This is a genomic window from Limosilactobacillus ingluviei str. Autruche 4, assembly GCF_000312405.1.
Classification (GTDB): Bacteria; Bacillota; Bacilli; order Lactobacillales; family Lactobacillaceae; genus Limosilactobacillus; species Limosilactobacillus ingluviei.
In genome coordinates, this window is sequence record NZ_HE997173.1 from 244,434 (window position 1) to 262,157 (window position 17,724).

14 protein-coding genes and 1 riboswitch are annotated in these 17,724 nt (G+C 49.0%); of the genes, 12 read left to right on the top strand and 2 right to left on the bottom strand.

Going from position 1 to position 17,724, the window contains the following annotated elements:
* Positions 1-40 precede the first annotated feature (40 nt).
* The 5 genes from BN54_RS01235 to BN54_RS01255 all read left to right on the top strand — a co-directional run bounded on the left by BN54_RS01235 (position 41) and on the right by BN54_RS01255 (position 7,591).
* A complete protein-coding gene (locus BN54_RS01235) occupies positions 41-1,672 on the top strand; it encodes a putative polysaccharide biosynthesis protein (protein ID WP_019205305.1) in 1,632 nt (543 codons plus the stop codon).
* A gap of 144 nt (positions 1,673-1,816) precedes the next feature.
* Positions 1,817-3,115, top strand: coding sequence for a pyrimidine-nucleoside phosphorylase (locus BN54_RS01240; RefSeq protein WP_019205306.1), 1,299 nt, complete (start codon positions 1,817-1,819; stop codon positions 3,113-3,115).
* A gap of 52 nt (positions 3,116-3,167) precedes the next feature.
* On the top strand, positions 3,168-4,538 hold the full coding sequence (locus BN54_RS01245; protein ID WP_019205307.1) for a C69 family dipeptidase: 1,371 nt from the start codon (positions 3,168-3,170) through the stop codon (positions 4,536-4,538).
* Between the two features lie 187 nt (positions 4,539-4,725).
* Positions 4,726-6,237 (top strand): YfcC family protein, encoded by a 1,512-nt coding sequence (locus tag BN54_RS01250; RefSeq protein ID WP_019205308.1) that lies wholly within the window; start codon positions 4,726-4,728, stop codon positions 6,235-6,237.
* Positions 6,238-6,250: 13 nt separating this feature from the next.
* Positions 6,251-7,591, top strand: a complete 1,341-nt coding sequence (locus BN54_RS01255) for a M20 family metallopeptidase (RefSeq protein WP_040469676.1) — start codon at positions 6,251-6,253, stop codon at positions 7,589-7,591.
* Positions 7,592-7,648: 57 nt separating this feature from the next.
* Here the strand turns inward: BN54_RS01255 and dapF are convergent, their stop codons facing one another.
* Both dapF and BN54_RS01265 read right to left on the bottom strand, forming a co-directional pair.
* A complete protein-coding gene (gene dapF / locus BN54_RS01260; RefSeq protein ID WP_019205310.1) occupies positions 7,649-8,659 on the bottom strand; it encodes a diaminopimelate epimerase in 1,011 nt (336 codons plus the stop codon).
* 16 nt (positions 8,660-8,675) lie between these two features.
* Positions 8,676-10,031, bottom strand: coding sequence for an aspartate kinase (locus BN54_RS01265; protein ID WP_019205311.1), 1,356 nt, complete (start codon positions 10,029-10,031; stop codon positions 8,676-8,678).
* A gap of 199 nt (positions 10,032-10,230) precedes the next feature.
* Positions 10,231-10,414: riboswitch (Lysine riboswitch) on the top strand.
* Positions 10,415-10,496: 82 nt separating this feature from the next.
* On the opposite strand from BN54_RS01265, the gene lysA reads away from it, so the two are divergent.
* Genes lysA through BN54_RS01300 form a run of 7 tightly spaced genes read left to right on the top strand, consistent with a single transcriptional unit; the run spans position 10,497 to position 17,717 of the window.
* Positions 10,497-11,807, top strand: coding sequence for a diaminopimelate decarboxylase (lysA, locus tag BN54_RS01270; RefSeq protein WP_019205312.1), 1,311 nt, complete (start codon positions 10,497-10,499; stop codon positions 11,805-11,807).
* A gap of 27 nt (positions 11,808-11,834) precedes the next feature.
* On the top strand, positions 11,835-12,548 hold the full coding sequence (dapD, locus tag BN54_RS01275; protein WP_019205313.1) for a 2,3,4,5-tetrahydropyridine-2,6-dicarboxylate N-acetyltransferase: 714 nt from the start codon (positions 11,835-11,837) through the stop codon (positions 12,546-12,548).
* 4 nt (positions 12,549-12,552) lie between these two features.
* Complete coding sequence (locus BN54_RS01280; protein ID WP_019205314.1) at positions 12,553-13,722, top strand: N-acetyldiaminopimelate deacetylase; 1,170 nt, start codon at positions 12,553-12,555, stop codon at positions 13,720-13,722.
* Between the two features lie 13 nt (positions 13,723-13,735).
* Positions 13,736-14,665 carry a 4-hydroxy-tetrahydrodipicolinate synthase gene (dapA, locus tag BN54_RS01285; protein ID WP_019205315.1) on the top strand — a complete coding sequence of 310 codons (930 nt, stop codon included), beginning with the start codon at positions 13,736-13,738 and terminating at the stop codon, positions 14,663-14,665.
* Positions 14,658-15,422 (top strand): 4-hydroxy-tetrahydrodipicolinate reductase, encoded by a 765-nt coding sequence (gene dapB / locus BN54_RS01290; protein WP_019205316.1) that lies wholly within the window; start codon positions 14,658-14,660, stop codon positions 15,420-15,422. Before dapA ends, dapB begins: the two co-directional genes overlap by 8 nt.
* Before the next feature lie 22 nt (positions 15,423-15,444).
* Entirely contained in the window at positions 15,445-16,626 is a 1,182-nt protein-coding gene (locus BN54_RS01295) for an aminotransferase class I/II-fold pyridoxal phosphate-dependent enzyme (protein WP_019205317.1), read from the top strand.
* 38 nt (positions 16,627-16,664) lie between these two features.
* Positions 16,665-17,717 (top strand): aspartate-semialdehyde dehydrogenase, encoded by a 1,053-nt coding sequence (locus BN54_RS01300; RefSeq protein WP_019205318.1) that lies wholly within the window; start codon positions 16,665-16,667, stop codon positions 17,715-17,717.
* Positions 17,718-17,724 lie beyond the last annotated feature (7 nt).

A 17,724-nucleotide genomic window follows, 5' to 3' on the forward strand; every position in this document is an offset into this window, starting at 1 on the left:
AATGGATAAGTTAATATGATGAAAAGAGGATCAGCAGAGCATGCGCGAAGATGAGCAAGTAACGGCGTCATCCACTAACGATGCCAAAGCGAAGATGCTGAGTGGTTCGGCTTGGATGACGGCTGGCAGCATTACGTCGCGGATTTTAGGGGCAATCTACATTATTCCGTGGACGACGTGGCTAGGGGCGTACAGTACCCAAGCCAATGCCCTCTATGCCCAAGGGTACAATATTTACAGCATGGCCTTGACCATTGCTACGGCGGGGATTCCGTCCGCGATCTCAAAATTGGTTGCCCACTACAATGGGATTGATGAATATGAGGTGAGTCGACGGCTCTATCGGTCCGGAATGTATGTTTCAATGGCGATGGGAATTGTTTGCGCGACCGTAATGCTGTTTGGGGCGAATCTCTTGAATAATGGGGATGCCAATGTGACGCCGGTCATTCAGTCTTTGGCCTGGGCCGTTTTGGTAATTCCGCCAATGAGTATTACCCGGGGCTTTTTGCAAGGTTATAATTGGATGGCCCCATCGGCACTCTCCCAATTTATTGAACAGCTGTTTCGGGTTGTTTACATGTTGGCAGCGACGTACTTTATCATGAAACTCCAACCGACCCACTGGGTGCAAGCCGTGACCCAGTCCACTTTTGCAGCCTTTATTGGGGCCTTGGGAGCAATCTTGGTGCTCGGGGCAGCTTATTTGCGCCGCTTGGGGTACATGCGTCGTTTAGCCGCGGCGGGCAAGCAAGACCAAAGTGTCCAGACCCGAAAATTGATTTTTAAAATCATTTACCAATCGATTCCGTTTATTGTGATTGAAGCCGGGATCGCCATCTTTCAATTAATTGATCAGTATTCATTTAAACGGATTCTGACGTTGATGGGCGGTTTTTCCAACTACGAAATCAACACGATTTATGCGCTCTTTGCTTTTAACGCCAATAAGCTATACATGATTGTGATTTCCCTGGCTTCGGCCATGGCCGCAACCGCGATCCCATTAATGGCGATGGCGCGGGCCCAAAATGACCAGCAAAGTATGCGAGATCAGATCGAAAATGGGCTGTTGTTGTTCTACTTTGTGATGATTCCGGCCTCCTTAGGGATGGCGGCGGTGGCCCAACAAGTGTATACCGTTTTTTATCGCTACGATGCGGCTGGGGTGACAATTTTAGAGTTTGCTTCATTTATGGCTATACCGCTCGGGCTGTATACCGTTGGGGCGGCCATGATGCAAGGCCTCTCGGAAAATAAAAAAATGATGAAATTTTTGGCGATTGGAATTGGTTTAAAATTAATTTTGCAAGTTCCACTGGTCATGTTTTTAAAGGGAATGGGGCCGCTGTTAGCAACGGGGATCGCGATGTCGGTAATCAATTATTTGATCTTACATTCCTTCAATATGGAATTTACCTTACGTTTTAATCGGATGGCGAAACCAACGAACCAGATTTTAGCGTATTCGTTGATCATGTTTGCTGCGGTAAAAATTGTAATGTTAGGAATGAACCTGATAGTGGATCCGCATGGTCGCTATATGGCCTTCTTTGCGTTGTTACCGGGGATGGCGATCGGGATCGCCGTGTTTGGCTATTTAGCCCTTCGCTACCGATTAGTTGATGAAATCATGGGACCGGGTCGCGCAGCCGGGTTCCGGCGAAAATAAGAATTACGGCAGCCTAGTGTGGTGTTGCAGAGTTGATGAGGAGCTGAATGCTCATCAACTCTTTTTCTTTTATAATCGTAACTTTGACTTCGCCCCAAATTAATTTTATAATGTAAGCGGATTCAAATAAGGAGGGGATCGCTAATGCGAATGGTGGAAGTAATTGATCATAAACGGCAAGGGCAAGTTTTGACGCCGGCTGAAATTAATTTTTTTGTTGAGGGAGTTGTTACACATACCATCCCGGATTATCAAATTTCAGCGCTATTGATGGCAATTTATTTTCAGGGAATGACTTCAGAAGAACAAACCACGTTAACCATGGCAATGATGAACTCAGGGGATCATTTGGACTTAAGTGCGATTCCGGGAGTGAAAGTGGACAAACATTCCACCGGTGGCGTTGGGGATAAAACAAGTTTACCTTTGGCTGCGATGGTGGCAGCCCTAGGCATTCCCGTCCCCATGATATCTGGGCGGGGCTTAGGCCATACTGGTGGCACGCTAGACAAGTTGGAGGCAATCCCCGGATTTCAGGTTGCCCGTAGCGAAGCGGCTTTTATTAACCAAGTAAAGACTACGGGAGTAGCAATTATTGGTGCTACTGGTGAGGTGGCACCGGCTGATAAGCGCATTTATGCTTTACGGGACGTAACTGATACGGTTGATTCAATTCCGCTGATTGCCAGTTCGATTATGAGTAAGAAGATTGCTTCAGGGACCGATGCCTTGGTGATTGATGTTAAAACGGGTGCCGGGGCCTTTATGAAGGACGAGTCCGCAGCCAAAGAGTTGGCGACGGCGTTAGTACAAATCGGTCGGCAGGCAGGGTTAGTCTGCAAAGCAATTATTTCCGATATGAATCAACCACTGGGCAATAAGGTCGGGAATGCGCTCGAAATTGAAGAAACGTTGGACTTATTAAAAGGACATGGGCCCGCAGAACTTTTGGAGTTAGTATTAACCTTGGGCAGTCACATGGTGGTGATGGGAGGAAAGGCCACCACCCTAGCCCAGGGCCGGGAAATGCTAGCAGCGACGTTAACTGATGGTAGTGCCTTGGCCAAGTTTAAAGCAATGATTGAAGCGCAAGGTGGCAACGGTCAAGTAGTTACCGACTATGCGCTGATGCCTCATGCCAAGTATCAAGTTGTCGTTTCCGCCCCGCAAAGTGGGGTGATCACGAGCTTGAGCGCTGACGGCATTGGTATTGCCGCGCTGATGCTTGGTGGCGGCCGGCAAAAAGCCGATGACCAACTGGATTATGGCGTCGGCATTGAACTGCACAAAAAGCTTGGCGATGAGGTGAAAGCAGGCGAGCCCTTGCTGACCATTCATGCGAACCAAACGGACCTGACGGAAGTAAAGGCGCGGTTAGCAGCTAGCATCACAATTGGTTCAGCGGCCACCGTTCCACCACTGATTCACCAAGTGATTGAATAGTGTGGTAAAAATGTTATGATAGTCACCAAAGAAATTAATGGGGGAGTTTTAAATGCCTTGTACAACTTTACTAGCTGGGAAAGCCGCCACAATTGATGGTTCAACCATTATTGCCCGGCAAGAAGATTATGGTCAGGCGCTGAATCCACAACGGTTTGTGGTTGTCAAGCCCAGTGACCAGCCACGCCATTATGCGGCCAAAACCACCAGTTTTACGATTGACTTACCCGATAATCCGTTGCGCTACACGTCGACCCCGGATGCCGATGATTCGGCGGGGGTGTTTGGAGCAGCGGGGATTAATGCCGCCAATGTTGCCATGACGGCAACGGAGACTAGTACCACCAACGCGCGAGTACGGGGATTGGATCCATTTAATCCCGTGAGTGGGATTGGCGAAGAAGATTTTATCACCTTGGTTTTACCATACATTCATACTGCCCGCGAAGGGGTGCAACGCTTGGGACACTTACTCGAAACCTATGGGACGTATGAAGCCAATGGGATTGCTTTTAGTGATCAAGATGAGGTTTGGTACTTGGAAACAATCGGGGGCCATCACTGGGCGGCGGTGCGAATCCCTGATGATGCTTACGTGCTTGCTCCAAACCGCTTCAATATTACGGATTTTGATTTTGCCAGTGAAACGACGTTAGCCAGCGCCGACCTGCAATCCTTTATCGACGAGCATCACCTTAATCCGGATCGCGAGGGTTATAACCTGCGTCATATTTTTGGTAGTCAGACGATGCAAGATGCCCGCTATAATAATCCGCGGACCTGGTATGGCCAAAAATTATTGGGCGGAGCGCCAGCCACGGCCCCGACTGAAATGGATCAGCCCTTTTGGTGCCGGCCAACGCAACTATTGACGGTCGAAAAGATCAAGCAAGTCTTGAGCTCACATTACCAAAACACGGTCTACGATCCCTATGGGGGTGCAGCGGGCAAACAGTTCCGGCCGATTGCTTTAAATCGGAACCTGGAATTGCATATTTTACAGTTACGCAATCATGTTCCCGCCGCTCTGGCAGGTATTCATTGGTTGGCGTTTGGCCCCAATACTTTTAATGCGGTGGTCCCGTTTTATGCCAACGTGAATGACACCCCGGTGCCATATGCCCAGACAAATCAGGATTATGACCCCCTTAATATGTATTGGTTAACCAACACCTTGGCAGCATTAGGGGATCATCGGTACCAGGCCGTTGCGCCGCTGGTTGAACAATTTGAAGAAACCGTGGGGGCGCAATGTCGAGCATTGCAACACCAAGCGGATGCGACTTCGCACGCAGCTGGGGAATGGCCAGCGTATTTGACCACGATTAATGAACAAATGGCGCACCTTAGTCAGCGGGAGGCACTTAAGTTGCTGGGCAAGTTGGTTCAGGATGCGTTTAATCATGAGCATTTGGCGTTCTAGCAATCGTTAAAAGCAACATTATTGATCTTTAAGTTTGAAAACTTGTCATGGTGGCTATTAGTTTCTAGCCACCATTTTTTAATCCAGTTCTAATAACATTTTAAATATTATTTTTTGTAATTGAAAGCGTTTTTCAACTCGGGTATAATTAAATTGTAAATAAATGATCAAAGAAGAGGTGAGGAACATGGATAAAGCAGTTAAGAAACGTAAGTTTAAAATGCCATCGGCCTTTACGATTTTGTTCATCATTATTGTTCTGGTCGCGATGTTATCATGGTTTATTCCGGCCGGGAAGTATTCAACTGATAGTGCGGGCAACATCATTGCCCATACTTACCGAACGGTCAAGTCAAATCCCCAGGGACTCTGGGATATTTTTATGGCACCTGTGATCGGGATGGTCGGGGACGACAATACCGATGGTGCGATTTCAGTTTCGCTGTTTATCCTGGTAATTGGGGGCTTCTTAGGGGTTGTTAACAAGACCCGGGCACTAGACGAAGGGATCAGCAGCATTGTCCGCAAGTACAAGGGCAAGGAAAAGAAATTAATTCCGCTCTTGATGATCCTGTTCGCGTTAGGTGGCTCGACCTACGGGATGGCCGAAGAAACGATTGCCTTTTATCCATTGCTGATTCCAGTTATGATTGGGGTTGGCTTTGACTCGATGGTCGCTGTCGGGATTGTATTGATTGGTTCGCAAGTTGGGTGCTTGGCCTCGACGGTTAACCCGTTTGCAACGGGGGTGGCTTCCCAAACCTTGCATATTTCGCCAGGGAATGGGCTGCTATCCCGGATTCTATTATTGATTATTACGATCGGCATCAGTATTGCCTATGTTTACCACTATGCTTCCAAGATTGAAAAGGATCCGACAAAATCAATTCTTTACAACCAACGAGAAGAAGATTTAAAGCGTTTTGCGATTCCAGAACGGACGCAAGATGAAGAAACCATGACTGGGCGGCAAAAAGCAGTTATTTGGATTTTTGGGATTACATTTTTGATTATGATCCTGGGCTTGGTGCCATGGGAAAGTCTCAACAGTAAGTTCACTTTCTTTAACAGTCTGAATAAGTGGATTACGACGACCCCAGTCTTAGGGACGGTTTTCGGAAAGGATGCCGTGCCGTTGGGGACTTGGTACTTTAACGAAATCACGATGCTGTTCTTCTTGATGTCGGTGATTGTCATGTTTGTTTACCGCATGAAGGAAGCTGACTACATTGAAGCCTTTATTAACGGGATGGCCGAATTTATGAGTGTTGCCATTATCGTGGCGGTCGCTCGGGGGATTCAAGTTGTTATGAATAACGGGTTAATTACTGGGACGATTTTGCACTGGGGTGAAATGGGCTTATCCAGCCTTTCGCAAAGCATCTTTATTATTCTGACCTTTGTGTTCTACATCTTGATGTCCTTCTTGATCCCATCCACGTCCGGTTTAGCCGCGGCTACGATGGGGATTATTGGGCCGCTGGGGCACTTTGCTCACGTTTCCAGTGATTTGGTAATTACTGCTTACCAAGCTGGTTCGGGTTGGGTGAACTTAATTACCCCAACGTCTGGGGTGGTAATGGGCGCCCTGGCAATTGCCCACATTAACATCAGTACTTGGTGGAAGTGGATGGCTAAATTAATGCTCTACTTATTCTTGGCAGTTTGTGTCTTCTTAGGTATTGCAGCGGTTTTGTAAGTAGGTGGTAAGGATGACAGAAACAGTAATCACAGAAGCGATTAAAGTGCAGGCAGTGGCAGCGTTGAAGGAATTGATTGCGCAACCTTCAGCTAATCAACCAGCGGCCCCGGGGGCGCCATTTGGCCCGGGAATTCGCCAAGCGTTAGACCAGATGATGGCGTTATGCCAACGGCTGGGGTTTCGGACTTATGCTGATCCAGATGGGTACTATGGCTACGCCGAAATTGGTGAACAAGGGCCGATTTTTGGTGTCGTTGGGCACTTGGACACGGTCCCGGCAGGAGATTTAGCAGCTTGGGACACGGATCCGTTTGAGCCAGTTATTCGTGATGGTAAGATTATTGGTCGGGGAGCGCAAGATGATAAGGGACCGACGATTGCGGCCCTCTATGCCGTGAAGGCATTGTTGGACGCGGGTTATCAGTTGAAGCAAAAGATTCGCTTTATTTTTGGGACCGATGAAGAAATTTTGTGGCGTGGCATTGCGAAATATAACGAAAAAGAAGTGCCGATTGATGCCGGGATTGCCCCGGATTCTGAGTTTCCGTTAACTTACGCGGAAAAAGGATTACAACAATCCTATTTAGTAGGCCCGGGGACGGATCAGTTTACCCTGCATATGGAGAATGCCTTTAATGCCGTGCCGGCTAAAGCCGAATATACGGGACCACGTTTGGCCGAGGTGCAAGCAGCGTTAGAACGACACCATTTCGCCTTCGAAGCCACGGCTGACAAATTAACGGTCTTAGGAAAATCCGTCCACGCCATGAACGCCCCACAAGGAACGAATGCGGTCCTCCGGTTAGCAATTGCCTTGGATGAAGTCTTTGATTTTGCCCCGCTACATTTCTTAGGACAAGTCTTTAAGGAAGATGCGACCGGGGCCAACGTTTTGGGGCGGGTTGCGGATGAATCGGGGCAACTGACGTTTAACATTTCCAGTTTGGAAGTGAATGCTAAAGAAACGCGGTTACAAATCGATCTGCGGATTCCAGTGACGATTGATCGCGATCAATTAATTGCGGATTTAACGGCTAAGATTGCCCCATACGAACTTAAGTATGAGCATTTTGACTATTTGGCGCCCCTCTTTGTGCCGAAGGAAACGCCGTTGGTGCAAACTTTGATGGCAGTTTACCAAGAAAAGACGGGGGATCAAACGCCACCGCAAATTTCTGGCGGAGCGACATTTGCCCGGACAATGCATAACTGTGTAGCGTTTGGGGCAATGTTGCCGGGGGTGCCTGACTATATGCACCAAGCAAATGAACAATGGCCATTAGAAAGTATGTATCAAACCATGGATATTTATGCTGAAGCCATTAAACGGCTTTGCTTTACTGAGCATTAAAAAATAAAGACCAAGCCTGTTTTTGCGGGCTTGGTCTTATTTTTTAGATTGTTGCACTTAGTCCTTAACCGCGACTTTAACCGGGGTCGGTAGGGTAGCAACAAATTGCTGATAAGCAGCGTCTTCACCGGTTTCGGTAACGACGACTTGGTCGGTGGTAAAGTTGGCAGCAGCTAACAAGTCGTCAGCAATTTCTAATTGGTGAGTAACAGTGGCATTGCCAATTAATTCGATTTGGTAATGGTGGTGGACTGAGTGTAATAAAGTTTTCACCAAGCCCCCCGGGTTATAGACGGTAATTGGCGTCTCGAAGTGGCCTAAGGTTGGGTGGGTGAGGGCAAAAGCCAAGCTCGTTGCCGACATCCCCGTCCCACAAGCATTGGTGAAGCCGACTCCTCTTTCATAAGTCCGAACAAACAGTTCGTCTTCGCCCAAAATTTTGGCAAAATTTAAGTTAACGCCATCGGGATAGTACGGATTCGGTTGATTTAAAAAGGCCCCTAATTCCCCCATTAAGGGGCCGGTTAATAATGCTTCATCGCCAAATGCGATGAGATGAGGATTAGGGACGGCTAGGCTAGTGAAGCGGAGCCCGGGCGCAAGTTCTGGTACTAGATCATCGATGATGCGTTCACGCCCCAAATTAGTAAAGGGCAGGGCAGCGGCATTGAAACGGACGGGTGAAATTTCAACTGCAAAAGCGGGGACTTGGGTGGCAAAGTCCGTTTCTTTGCGAACTGCTAAGTCAGCCTGCCGAGTCTCGACCTTAAAGTTGGTTTGGCCGGTCTTTTCGCTTAAGTAACGCGCTACCGTCCGTAAACCATTGCCACACATAGAAGCTTCACTACCATCGGCGTTAATCACCCGCATTTGCCCCAGCACACCGGGATGCTCGGAACGATTGACCACTAATAACCCATCGGCCCCATGTAAAAAACCATTACCTGGATCGGTCAAATGCTGGGCTAAGCGAATCAAGGCGGGATCACTCAGAGGGGTTGGGAGGGTGGTTTGATCAAGCAAGAAAAAATGGTTAAACGAACCGTGGACTTTTAACAACTGGGCCATAAATAAAATTCCTTTCTTAGTTAAAAAAATGATTATAGATAACTTGCACCGCCCGATCACAATCCGCTGGATCGGTGCCAATCATGGTCGCAATTTTTGAGGCTCCCTGGTTAATCATTTGTACGGCGATTTTTTCGTGCGCCAGGGTTGCTAAAATTTCGGCCGGAATTGTTGGCGAGCTTGCCATGCCTTCTCCAACGATGGTAATCAGTGCAAATTCATTAATCCATTCTAAGCGGTCGGGATTAATGGTGGTTTGAATTTCATCACAAATTTCATCGACTAATTCTGGGGTTAGGTGATGTTGATCAAAGACAATGGTAATGTCATCAATGCCCGATGGCATATGCTCGTATGGGACTTCGTGAGCATCCAAAATTTTTAAGATTTGCAGGGTGAAGCCAGCTTCCTTGTTTAGCAAGTATTTATGCAAATAAAGGGCAGCAAAGTGCTTGCCAGCGGCGATCCCGGTAATGGGCCGGGTCGGGGTAAAATCACGATCGGTTACGATCATGGTCCCAGGCTTATCCGGAGCCAATGTATTCTTGACGTTAATTGGTACGCGGGCGGCGATGGCTGGGAGCAGTGCTTCATCGTGGAAGACGGAGAAACCAGCGTAAGACAGCTCGCGCATTTCCCGGTAGGTCATCACTTTAATCGGCGCTGGGGCGGCAACTAACTTTGGATCGACGGAAAAAATGGCGTCAACGTCAGTAAAATTTTCGTAACGTTCGGCCCCTAAGCCGCGGGCTAAAATAGCGCCGGTAACGTCAGAGCCACCCCGTGAAAAGGTGGCAATGTAGCCGGCCATGGTAAACCCAAAGAACCCAGGAACGACGATTCGCTCATCTGGAGCTAACTGAAAGTCTGCCAGTAAGTGATAAGTTTCTGGGGCCACCATGGCGTTATTAGGGGTCCCCGTAACCATAATCCCAATTTCTTTAGGATCAACAAACCGGGCCTTAAGTCCCAGGTGATTTAAAATGGCAGCCAACAACTGCGCGTTTAAGCGTTCACCATGCGCCTTAAAGGTTGCGAGGCGGTAAGCAGCCGTTGGATAATCACCGTTTGGCAACTCATTTAACGCGCCTTTAATGGGCGTTAAGGCGCTTGCGGGTAAATTAAAGTGCGCGGCAATGGCTTGGTAACGGTCAAAAATTTCCTTGATGATGGCTTGAGAATTTTGCTGGTTTTGGACGCTTTGCGCGTATTGAATCAACAGATCCGTGACCTTGGTATCGTCGTGATGACGTTTGCCCGGGGCGGACGTAACGATTACTTGCCGGGCCGGATCGGCTTGGATAATGCGGACCGCTTGTGCGACAGCTGCTCCGTTTGCCAACGAACTGCCACCGAATTTAATGACTTTCATAATTATGCACTCCTTGGTAATTAACCGAAAATATTTTAATAGAATTCTAACACTATTTTTCGGTCTGACAAGTAAAAAGTGCAGATAAAACGTTGTACTAACGAGTCAGAAACAGGTTCAAACAATAGTAGAAAAACGATGAAATTAAAACGAAATTAAAAAAGACTTGACGTCGTCGCCAAATAATTATAAACTACCAGTAAATCGAAGAGGCGCAGCCAACAAGAGTAACGATTTGGAGTTTTTCTCAACGAGGAAGAATTGCGAAAGGGGAGGTTGCCGAAGCGATCATGGATGAGAATTAAATGATCAGCTGGGTCGGCGCAGAAGATGCGTCGGACTGTCGTAGGACAATAAGAGCCTGCGGTGCGCTATCGACTTTATTCAAGGAACCCAAACTTGGTAAGCCCCGAAGTGCACCCACTTTGGGGCTTTTTAAGTGCCTGCAGAAACGGGAGGATTTCAATGCAACAAACAACGCAACCACTAGCAGTGAATGCAGCCGGCCATTTAGAAATTGGTGGGGTTGATAGTTTAGCGTTAGCAAAGCAATATCAAACCCCATTGGTCGTCTACGATGTGGCAAAAATTCGGGAACAAATTCGGCGCTTTAAGCAGGTGTTTGAAGCCGCAGGAGTTGAGTACGCCGTTTCTTTTGCCAGCAAGGCGCTGTCGATCAAAGCGATCTACCAGGTGATGCAAGCCGAAGGTGCGCACGCGGATGTGGTGTCTGGTGGTGAAATTTATACTGCGCAAACCGCAGGATTTCCAATGGCCAGGGTCAGTTTTCATGGTAATAATAAATCCCGGGCCGAATTGGAACAAGCACTGGATGCTGGGGTCGGCATGATTGTCGTTGACAATTTTCATGAAATTGAATTGTTGAAAACATTATTAACGGAACGAAATGTCATGCAAAAGGTCATGGTGCGGATTACCCCAGGCATTACCGCCCACACCAACGAATATATTCAAACCGGTCAGGTTGATTCCAAATTTGGTTTTGATCTGGCCTCAGGGCAAGCGGATCAAGCAATTCAGGCTCTGTTAGCGGATTCGCACTTCAAAGTAATGGGTTTGCATGCCCACATTGGCTCCCAAATCTTTGACGTGCAAGGTTTTGCGGGGGTGGCACAGAAACTAGTTGAAGTGGCTAAGCACTGGCAAACTAAGTTTGATTATGTACCAACGATTGTCAATGTTGGGGGCGGCTTTGGAATTCGGTACGTCAGTGCTGATCATCCCAAAGCTCCCGAACAATTTGTGGCCACAATTGTCAGCGAGATCCAAAAGGCGACCCAGGCCGCTAACTTGCCAATGCCGGCGATTTGGATTGAACCTGGGCGGTCACTAGTGGGGCCAGCCGGTTTTAATCTTTACACGGTGGGCAGTCGCAAGGAAATTCCTGGTTACGCCCCGTTTGTGTCAGTTGACGGGGGGATGGGTGATAACATCCGGCCGGCTTTATACCAAGCGGAATATGAAACAGTGTTGGCTAAGGCCCCCCAAGCCCCAGCAGAAGAAACGGTGCGCATTGCAGGGAAGTATTGTGAGTCTGGGGATATTTTGAGTCAACACCAAGCTTTACCGAAGACCGTTCCTGGCGACGTCTTGGCAATGCTGGCAACCGGGGCCTATGGTTTCTCGATGGCTTCAAATTATAACCGGAACCCGCGGCCGGCCGTCGTATTTGCTGAAAATGGTCAGAGCCAACTGGTGGTGAAGCGGGAAAGCTACGCGGACCTGGTTCAAAATGATTTAGACTACCGAGCATAATTATTACCTATTATATTGGAGGATAAAATGGCAACTTTAGATGCACAAGCAATTATTAATTACATCGCAACAGCAGAAAAGAAGACGCCCGTCAAGGTTTACCTCAAGGGAGCGAACTTAACGGCCCTGGATTATCCTGCGGGCACTGAACCGTTTGTGGAAGCGCACAGCGGGGTCTTGTTTGGGGATTGGCAAGTAATCAAGCCATTCTTGGCTGCGCATGAAACGGTCTTTACTGGGGTGCGGGTTGAAAACAATGCCCGCAATTCGGCAGTGCCGTTGTTGGACTTAAAGGAAGTCAACGCCCGGATTGAACCCGGCGCCATTATTCGGGATCAAGTTGTGATTGGTGATAATGCCGTTGTGATGATGGGAGCGACCATTAATATTGGCGCCGAAGTTGGTGCCGGTTCAATGATTGATATGGGAGCGATCCTTGGTGGTCGGGCCATCGTCGGTAAGAACTGCCACATTGGTGCCGGGACGGTCTTGGCTGGGGTAGTGGAACCAGCTAGTGCGCAACCAGTCCGGGTTGATGATGATGTCTTGATTGGTGCCAATGCCGTTGTGATCGAAGGGGTTCACATTGGAAAAGGAGCGGTTGTCGCGGCCGGGGCGGTCGTAGTTGAAGACGTCCCAGCGGGCAAAGTAGTGGCTGGGGTCCCGGCCCGGGTGATCAAAGATGTTGATGAACAAACGTCCAGTAAGACGGGGTTAGAAGCTGATTTAAGAAAGTTGTGATTAAATGAGTTTAACAGAAGCAGAATTAATTCAGATTCGCCGTCATTTGCACCAAATTCCGGAATTGGCCTTGCAAGAAGTTCAGACCCATGCCTATCTTCGCTCGGTAATTGAACAGTTGGCGACGCCCTTCATGGAGCTTAAGACCCCGGCTGAGTTGCCAACGGCCCTCTTGGTTTTGATCAAGGGAACGGCGCCCCGCCGGACAATTGGTTACCGTGCCGATATTGATGCTTTGCCAGTCACTGAGGCCACCGGCTTACCATATGCTTCTAAGCACCCAGGGGTGATGCACGCTTGTGGTCACGACGTGCACATGACAGTGGCGTTGGGCGTCTTAAGTTACTTTGCCAGTCACCGGCCCCAAGATAATCTGCTCTTTTTCTTTCAACCAGCTGAAGAAAGTGAAAACGGTGGTAAATTGGCGTATGAAGCGGGGGTTTTTACCGGTCAGTGGCGACCGGATGAATTCTACGGCTTGCATGACAATCCTGAGCTACCGGCCGGTGCAATTGGTTGTCGCTTAGGGACTTTGTTTGCAGGGACCACTGAATTTAATATTGAAATCGAAGGGGTTGGCGGGCACGCGGCCTTTCCTCATCAGGCCAATGATGCGGTGGTGGCGATGGGCACCCTGATTACTCAAATTCAAACAATTGTGGCCCGCAACGTGGATCCCATCCAAAGTGGGGTGGTGACAATTGGTAAGGTGCAAGCAGGAACGATTCGTAATGTGATTGCTGATCACGCCCGCTTAGAAGGGACGATTCGGGGGCTGACCCAAGCCATGATTCTGACCATTGATGAGCGCTTAAAAGCCTTGTGTCAAGGTTTAGAGACGGCATTTGGGGTTAAGGTCAAGCTGACTTTAAACCAAGGTGGCTACTGGCCGGTTGAAAACAACCCAGCTTTGACGAAGCACTTGATTGAATATATGCGATCAGCGCCAGCCGTCAATTATGTTGAAACGGCGCCGGCAATGACAGGGGAAGACTTTGGCTATTTATTGGCGAAATTTCCGGGGACGATGTTTTGGCTGGGGGTCGATTGTAATGCGCAATTACACTCGGCCAAATTAGCCCCACAGGAAAAGGCGATTCAGGCAGGGGTAACCGCGATTACGGGTTTCTTAACTGCCCGTATGCAACAAAACTATGAAGTAACGGCCAAATAAGGGAGGCACAACGATGGATTTAAAAGCAGCAGATTTAATGGTGGCAATTGTCACCCCGTTCACGGAAGCAAATGAAATTAATTACCCAGCGTTAGACCAACTGACGGAACATTTATTGGCAAATGGTGCCAATGGGTTTGTGATTGGGGGAACGACGGGCGAAACGCCGACCTTGTCACATGACGAAAAGTTAGCCTTGTATCGGCACTTTGGTGCTTTAGTGGCGGGGCGCGTTCCCGTCATTGCCGGGACTGGCAGCAACAATACTGCCGAAACGATTGCCTTTACAAACGAAGTGGCGACCATTGATGGGATTGATGCCGCTTTGGTAGTGGTTCCGCCGTATAATAAGCCGAACCAACGGGGGATGCTGGCCCACTTCACAGCAGTTGCTGATGCGGTTGATTTGCCAATTATGATTTACAATATCCCGGGTCGGACGGGCGTTAAGATGGAAGTAGCGACCTTATTACAATTGGCGCAACATCCCCAAATTGTCGGGGTTAAGCAATGTGCCAGTCTCCCAGAAATGCAAGCTTTAATCGAACAGGCACCGGCAGATTTTGCAATTTTCTCTGGTGAAGATGAACAAGCCTTGGTTACGAAAGTCTTAGGCGGTGCCGGGGTTATCTCTGTTGCGGGGCATGTTTACATCACCCAGTTGCGGGCCATGTACGATGCCTTAGCGCAAGGTGATGTGGCCAAGGCAGGTCAATTGCAACGTTGGTTGACGCCCCGCATGGCGGCGCTCTTTATGTATCCTTCCCCATCACCAGTGAAGGCCGTTTTAAATGCGCAAGGTTTTGCGGTTGGGGGATGTCGCTTGCCAATCGTAACGTTAAATGACGCAGAGAAACAAGAATTGGCTACGGCGTTGCAACTTCCAGCCAGCGCTTTAACTGATCAGCTACCGTTGGATCTAGGAGGTGATTTGGATGCCTAAGGTTTTAATTGCTGGTTATACTGGGGCGATGGGCCGGTATGCGACGGCTTTAGTCAATGGAATGGCTGATTTTGAAGTTACCGCTGGTTTGGCGCCACATGATGCCCCGACGGAATTGCCAGCGGGTGCCAAACGTTATCATTCATTAGCGGAAGTCGAAGCTGGCGTGGCTGATATTTGGCTAGATTTTACCGTGCCCGGAGCGGTGAAAGGAAACGTAACCTATGCGTTAACGCATGGCTTTACCCCGATTGTCGGGACGACGGGCTTGAGTCCGGCTGATGTTGCAGAATTGCAAGATTTGGCGAAGCAAAATGGGCAAGGTGGTTTGATTGCTCCCAACTTTGGTATGAGTGCGGTCTTATTAATGAAGTTTGCTAAGGAAGCGGCCACCTATTTCCCGGATGCAGAAGTAATTGAGATGCACCACGAAGATAAAAAGGATGCCCCGTCCGGGACGGCGCTGACTACCGCCCAAATGATTGCTGCCGCGCGGACCAGTCATCCCCGTCCCCACAGCAGTCAGGAAAGTGTCCCTGGGGCGTTGGGCGCGCAAGTCGATGGTGTGGCAGTTCACGCGGTTCGCTTACCAGGGTACGTTGCCCATGAACAAGTTTTGTTCGGGGGTCCCGGCGAAGCCTTGACCATTCGTCAGGATTCGTTTGACCGTTCTTCATTTATGAGTGGGGTCAAAGTTGCCCTAGAAAAGGCGGCTGATTTAAACGAGTTGGTCTTTGGACTAGAAACGATTTTGTAATGAAATAAAAAGGGGTTACAGCATGCCACAATTAGCACACGCACTACACGGGATGGGAAACCGGATTTTACAACAAACGCCACCAGCGCAAATTCGCGCGTTTGACCAAGAAATTTCGGCCGTACCAGAGCTAGTTAAATTAACTTTAGGTGAGCCGGGTTTTGATGTCCCGACGCACATTAAACAAGCCGCCATCCAAAGTATTCACGATAATGATTCGCACTATGCGGCAGCAGCCGGGAAATTGCCACTGCGGCAAGCTATTGCAACCAATTTAAAACAACGCTATGGGGTTGATTACCAACCGGATGGTGAGGTGGTTGTAACTAATGGGGCGACCGAAGCCTTAACGGCAAGCCTGTTAAGTTTACTGAATCCTGGCGATAAAGTAATTATTCCCACCCCAGGTTATGCCTTGTATCAACCGTTAGTTGCCTACACGGGCGCCCAACCCGTGGAAGTTAATACCCGGGCGGATGGGTTTGTTTTGACGCCGGAAAAGTTAGCCGCTGTCATTGAGGCCAACGCGCCAGTAAAGGCCCTGCTGTTAAATTTCCCGGTCAATCCAACGGGCCGAACTTATCAGCAAGCTGAATTAGCTGCCTTGGCCGCAGTGGCTAAACAGTACCATCTTTTGGTCTTGGCGGATGAAATCTATGGGGATTTGACGTATGATCATCGCCATTACTCGATGGTTGAAGCCTTGCCTGAGCAAACGGTGTTGATTTCGGGGCTGTCTAAGTCACACGCGATGACGGGGTGGCGGATTGGGTATCTCGCGGGCCCGGCCGCGTTGGTTCAGCAAATTGCTAAGATGCATTCGTTTTTAGTGACGTGCATTAATGATACAGCCCAAGCTGCTGCACTCGAGGCAATTGAAAATGGCCAGGACGATCCCGTCAAGTTCCGGCAGGAATACGAGCACCGCCGGAACTTAATGATCGAAGCGCTCACGGCGGCTGGCTTTGAAATGGCAACCCCTGAGGGGGCCTTCTACCTGTTTGCCAAGATTCCTGCTCAATATGGCGATGATGATTTTGCCTTTGCGCGGGTCTTGGCCAAGCAAGCGCGGGTCGGGGTAATTCCTGGTAGCGTCTTTGGTCCTGGCGGTGAAGGGTACGTCCGGTTGTCATACGCCGCTGATGAAGCCGATATTAAAGTGGCCATGGCGCGCATCCAAGCCTTTATGGCGGCCCAAAATTAAAGTGATTAGCAAAACGAGTGAAGCAAAAGGAGACAATTATGGCAAAGGAATATGTAGTAGCAATTCTAGGGGCAACCGGCGCGGTTGGGCACCGGATGATTGAACAATTGGCAGCGTCCTCGATTCCAGTCAAGCAAGTAAAGTTATTAGCATCGGCCCGGTCAGCGGGGAAGCAAATGCAATTTCGGGATCAGATGCTGACGGTTGAAGAAACCACCCCGGCTTCTTTTGAGGGGGTGGACTTGGTATTGAGTTCGGCTGGCGGTGCCACGTCAAAGCGGTTCTTACCCGAAGCAGTTAAGCGGGGAGCGGTTTGTGTGGATAACACCAGTTATTTCCGGATGGACCCAACAGTACCATTAGTGGTTCCTGAAGTTAATCCCGAGGCCTTGGCCCACCACCAGGGGATTATTGCCAACCCGAATTGTTCAACCATTCAAATGGTTGTGGCCTTGGAACCAATTCGACAGGCCTTTGGTTTAAAGCAAGTGATTGTGTCGACTTATCAGGCAGCCTCCGGAGCGGGCCAAAGCGCATTAAATGAATTTAAGGCCCAAGCCCAAGCCTACTTAAATGGCGAAGAAATGCAGGCGGAAATTCTGCCAACGAAAGGGGATAAGCGCCACTATCCCTTGGCCTTTAATTTGTTGCCGCAAATCGATGTCTTAGAAGAAAACGGGTACTCGCATGAAGAATGGAAGATGATTCATGAAACCAAGAAGATCATGTTTGGCGACATGAATTCACCAGCCGTTAAGGTAACGGCCACTTGTGTCCGGGTGCCAGTGGCAATTGGTCACGGGGAATCCGTCTACTTTACGGTAGAAGATGAAACGGCTACGGCTGAACAAATTCGGGCGGTCTTGGCCCAAGCCCCAGGGGTAGTTGTGCAAGATGATTTAGCCAACCAAGTCTACCCCCAACCACTGCAAGCTGAAGGTAAAGGGGATACTTTTGTCGGTCGGATCCGGCCGGATTATGAAAATCCAGGTGCCTTTAACATGTGGATCGTCGCCGATAACCTGCTCAAAGGGGCGGCTTTGAATGCCGTTCAAAACGCGGAAGAATTGGTTAAGCGAGGCTTGATTTAAAGTAAAA

What these genes read in the sequence shown, in the direction of transcription:
- BN54_RS01235 (WP_019205305.1), top strand. Translation starts at nt 41, where the DNA reads ATGCGCGAAGATGAGCAAGTAACGGCGTCATCCACTAACGATGCCAAA.
- BN54_RS01240 (WP_019205306.1), top strand. Translation starts at nt 1,817, where the DNA reads ATGCGAATGGTGGAAGTAATTGATCATAAACGGCAAGGGCAAGTTTTG.
- BN54_RS01245 (WP_019205307.1), top strand. Translation starts at nt 3,168, where the DNA reads ATGCCTTGTACAACTTTACTAGCTGGGAAAGCCGCCACAATTGATGGT.
- BN54_RS01250 (WP_019205308.1), top strand. Translation starts at nt 4,726, where the DNA reads ATGGATAAAGCAGTTAAGAAACGTAAGTTTAAAATGCCATCGGCCTTT.
- BN54_RS01255 (WP_040469676.1), top strand. Translation starts at nt 6,251, where the DNA reads ATGACAGAAACAGTAATCACAGAAGCGATTAAAGTGCAGGCAGTGGCA.
- dapF (WP_019205310.1), bottom strand. Translation starts at nt 8,659, where the DNA reads ATGGCCCAGTTGTTAAAAGTCCACGGTTCGTTTAACCATTTTTTCTTG.
- BN54_RS01265 (WP_019205311.1), bottom strand. Translation starts at nt 10,031, where the DNA reads ATGAAAGTCATTAAATTCGGTGGCAGTTCGTTGGCAAACGGAGCAGCT.
- lysA (WP_019205312.1), top strand. Translation starts at nt 10,497, where the DNA reads ATGCAACAAACAACGCAACCACTAGCAGTGAATGCAGCCGGCCATTTA.
- dapD (WP_019205313.1), top strand. Translation starts at nt 11,835, where the DNA reads ATGGCAACTTTAGATGCACAAGCAATTATTAATTACATCGCAACAGCA.
- BN54_RS01280 (WP_019205314.1), top strand. Translation starts at nt 12,553, where the DNA reads ATGAGTTTAACAGAAGCAGAATTAATTCAGATTCGCCGTCATTTGCAC.
- dapA (WP_019205315.1), top strand. Translation starts at nt 13,736, where the DNA reads ATGGATTTAAAAGCAGCAGATTTAATGGTGGCAATTGTCACCCCGTTC.
- dapB (WP_019205316.1), top strand. Translation starts at nt 14,658, where the DNA reads ATGCCTAAGGTTTTAATTGCTGGTTATACTGGGGCGATGGGCCGGTAT.
- BN54_RS01295 (WP_019205317.1), top strand. Translation starts at nt 15,445, where the DNA reads ATGCCACAATTAGCACACGCACTACACGGGATGGGAAACCGGATTTTA.
- BN54_RS01300 (WP_019205318.1), top strand. Translation starts at nt 16,665, where the DNA reads ATGGCAAAGGAATATGTAGTAGCAATTCTAGGGGCAACCGGCGCGGTT.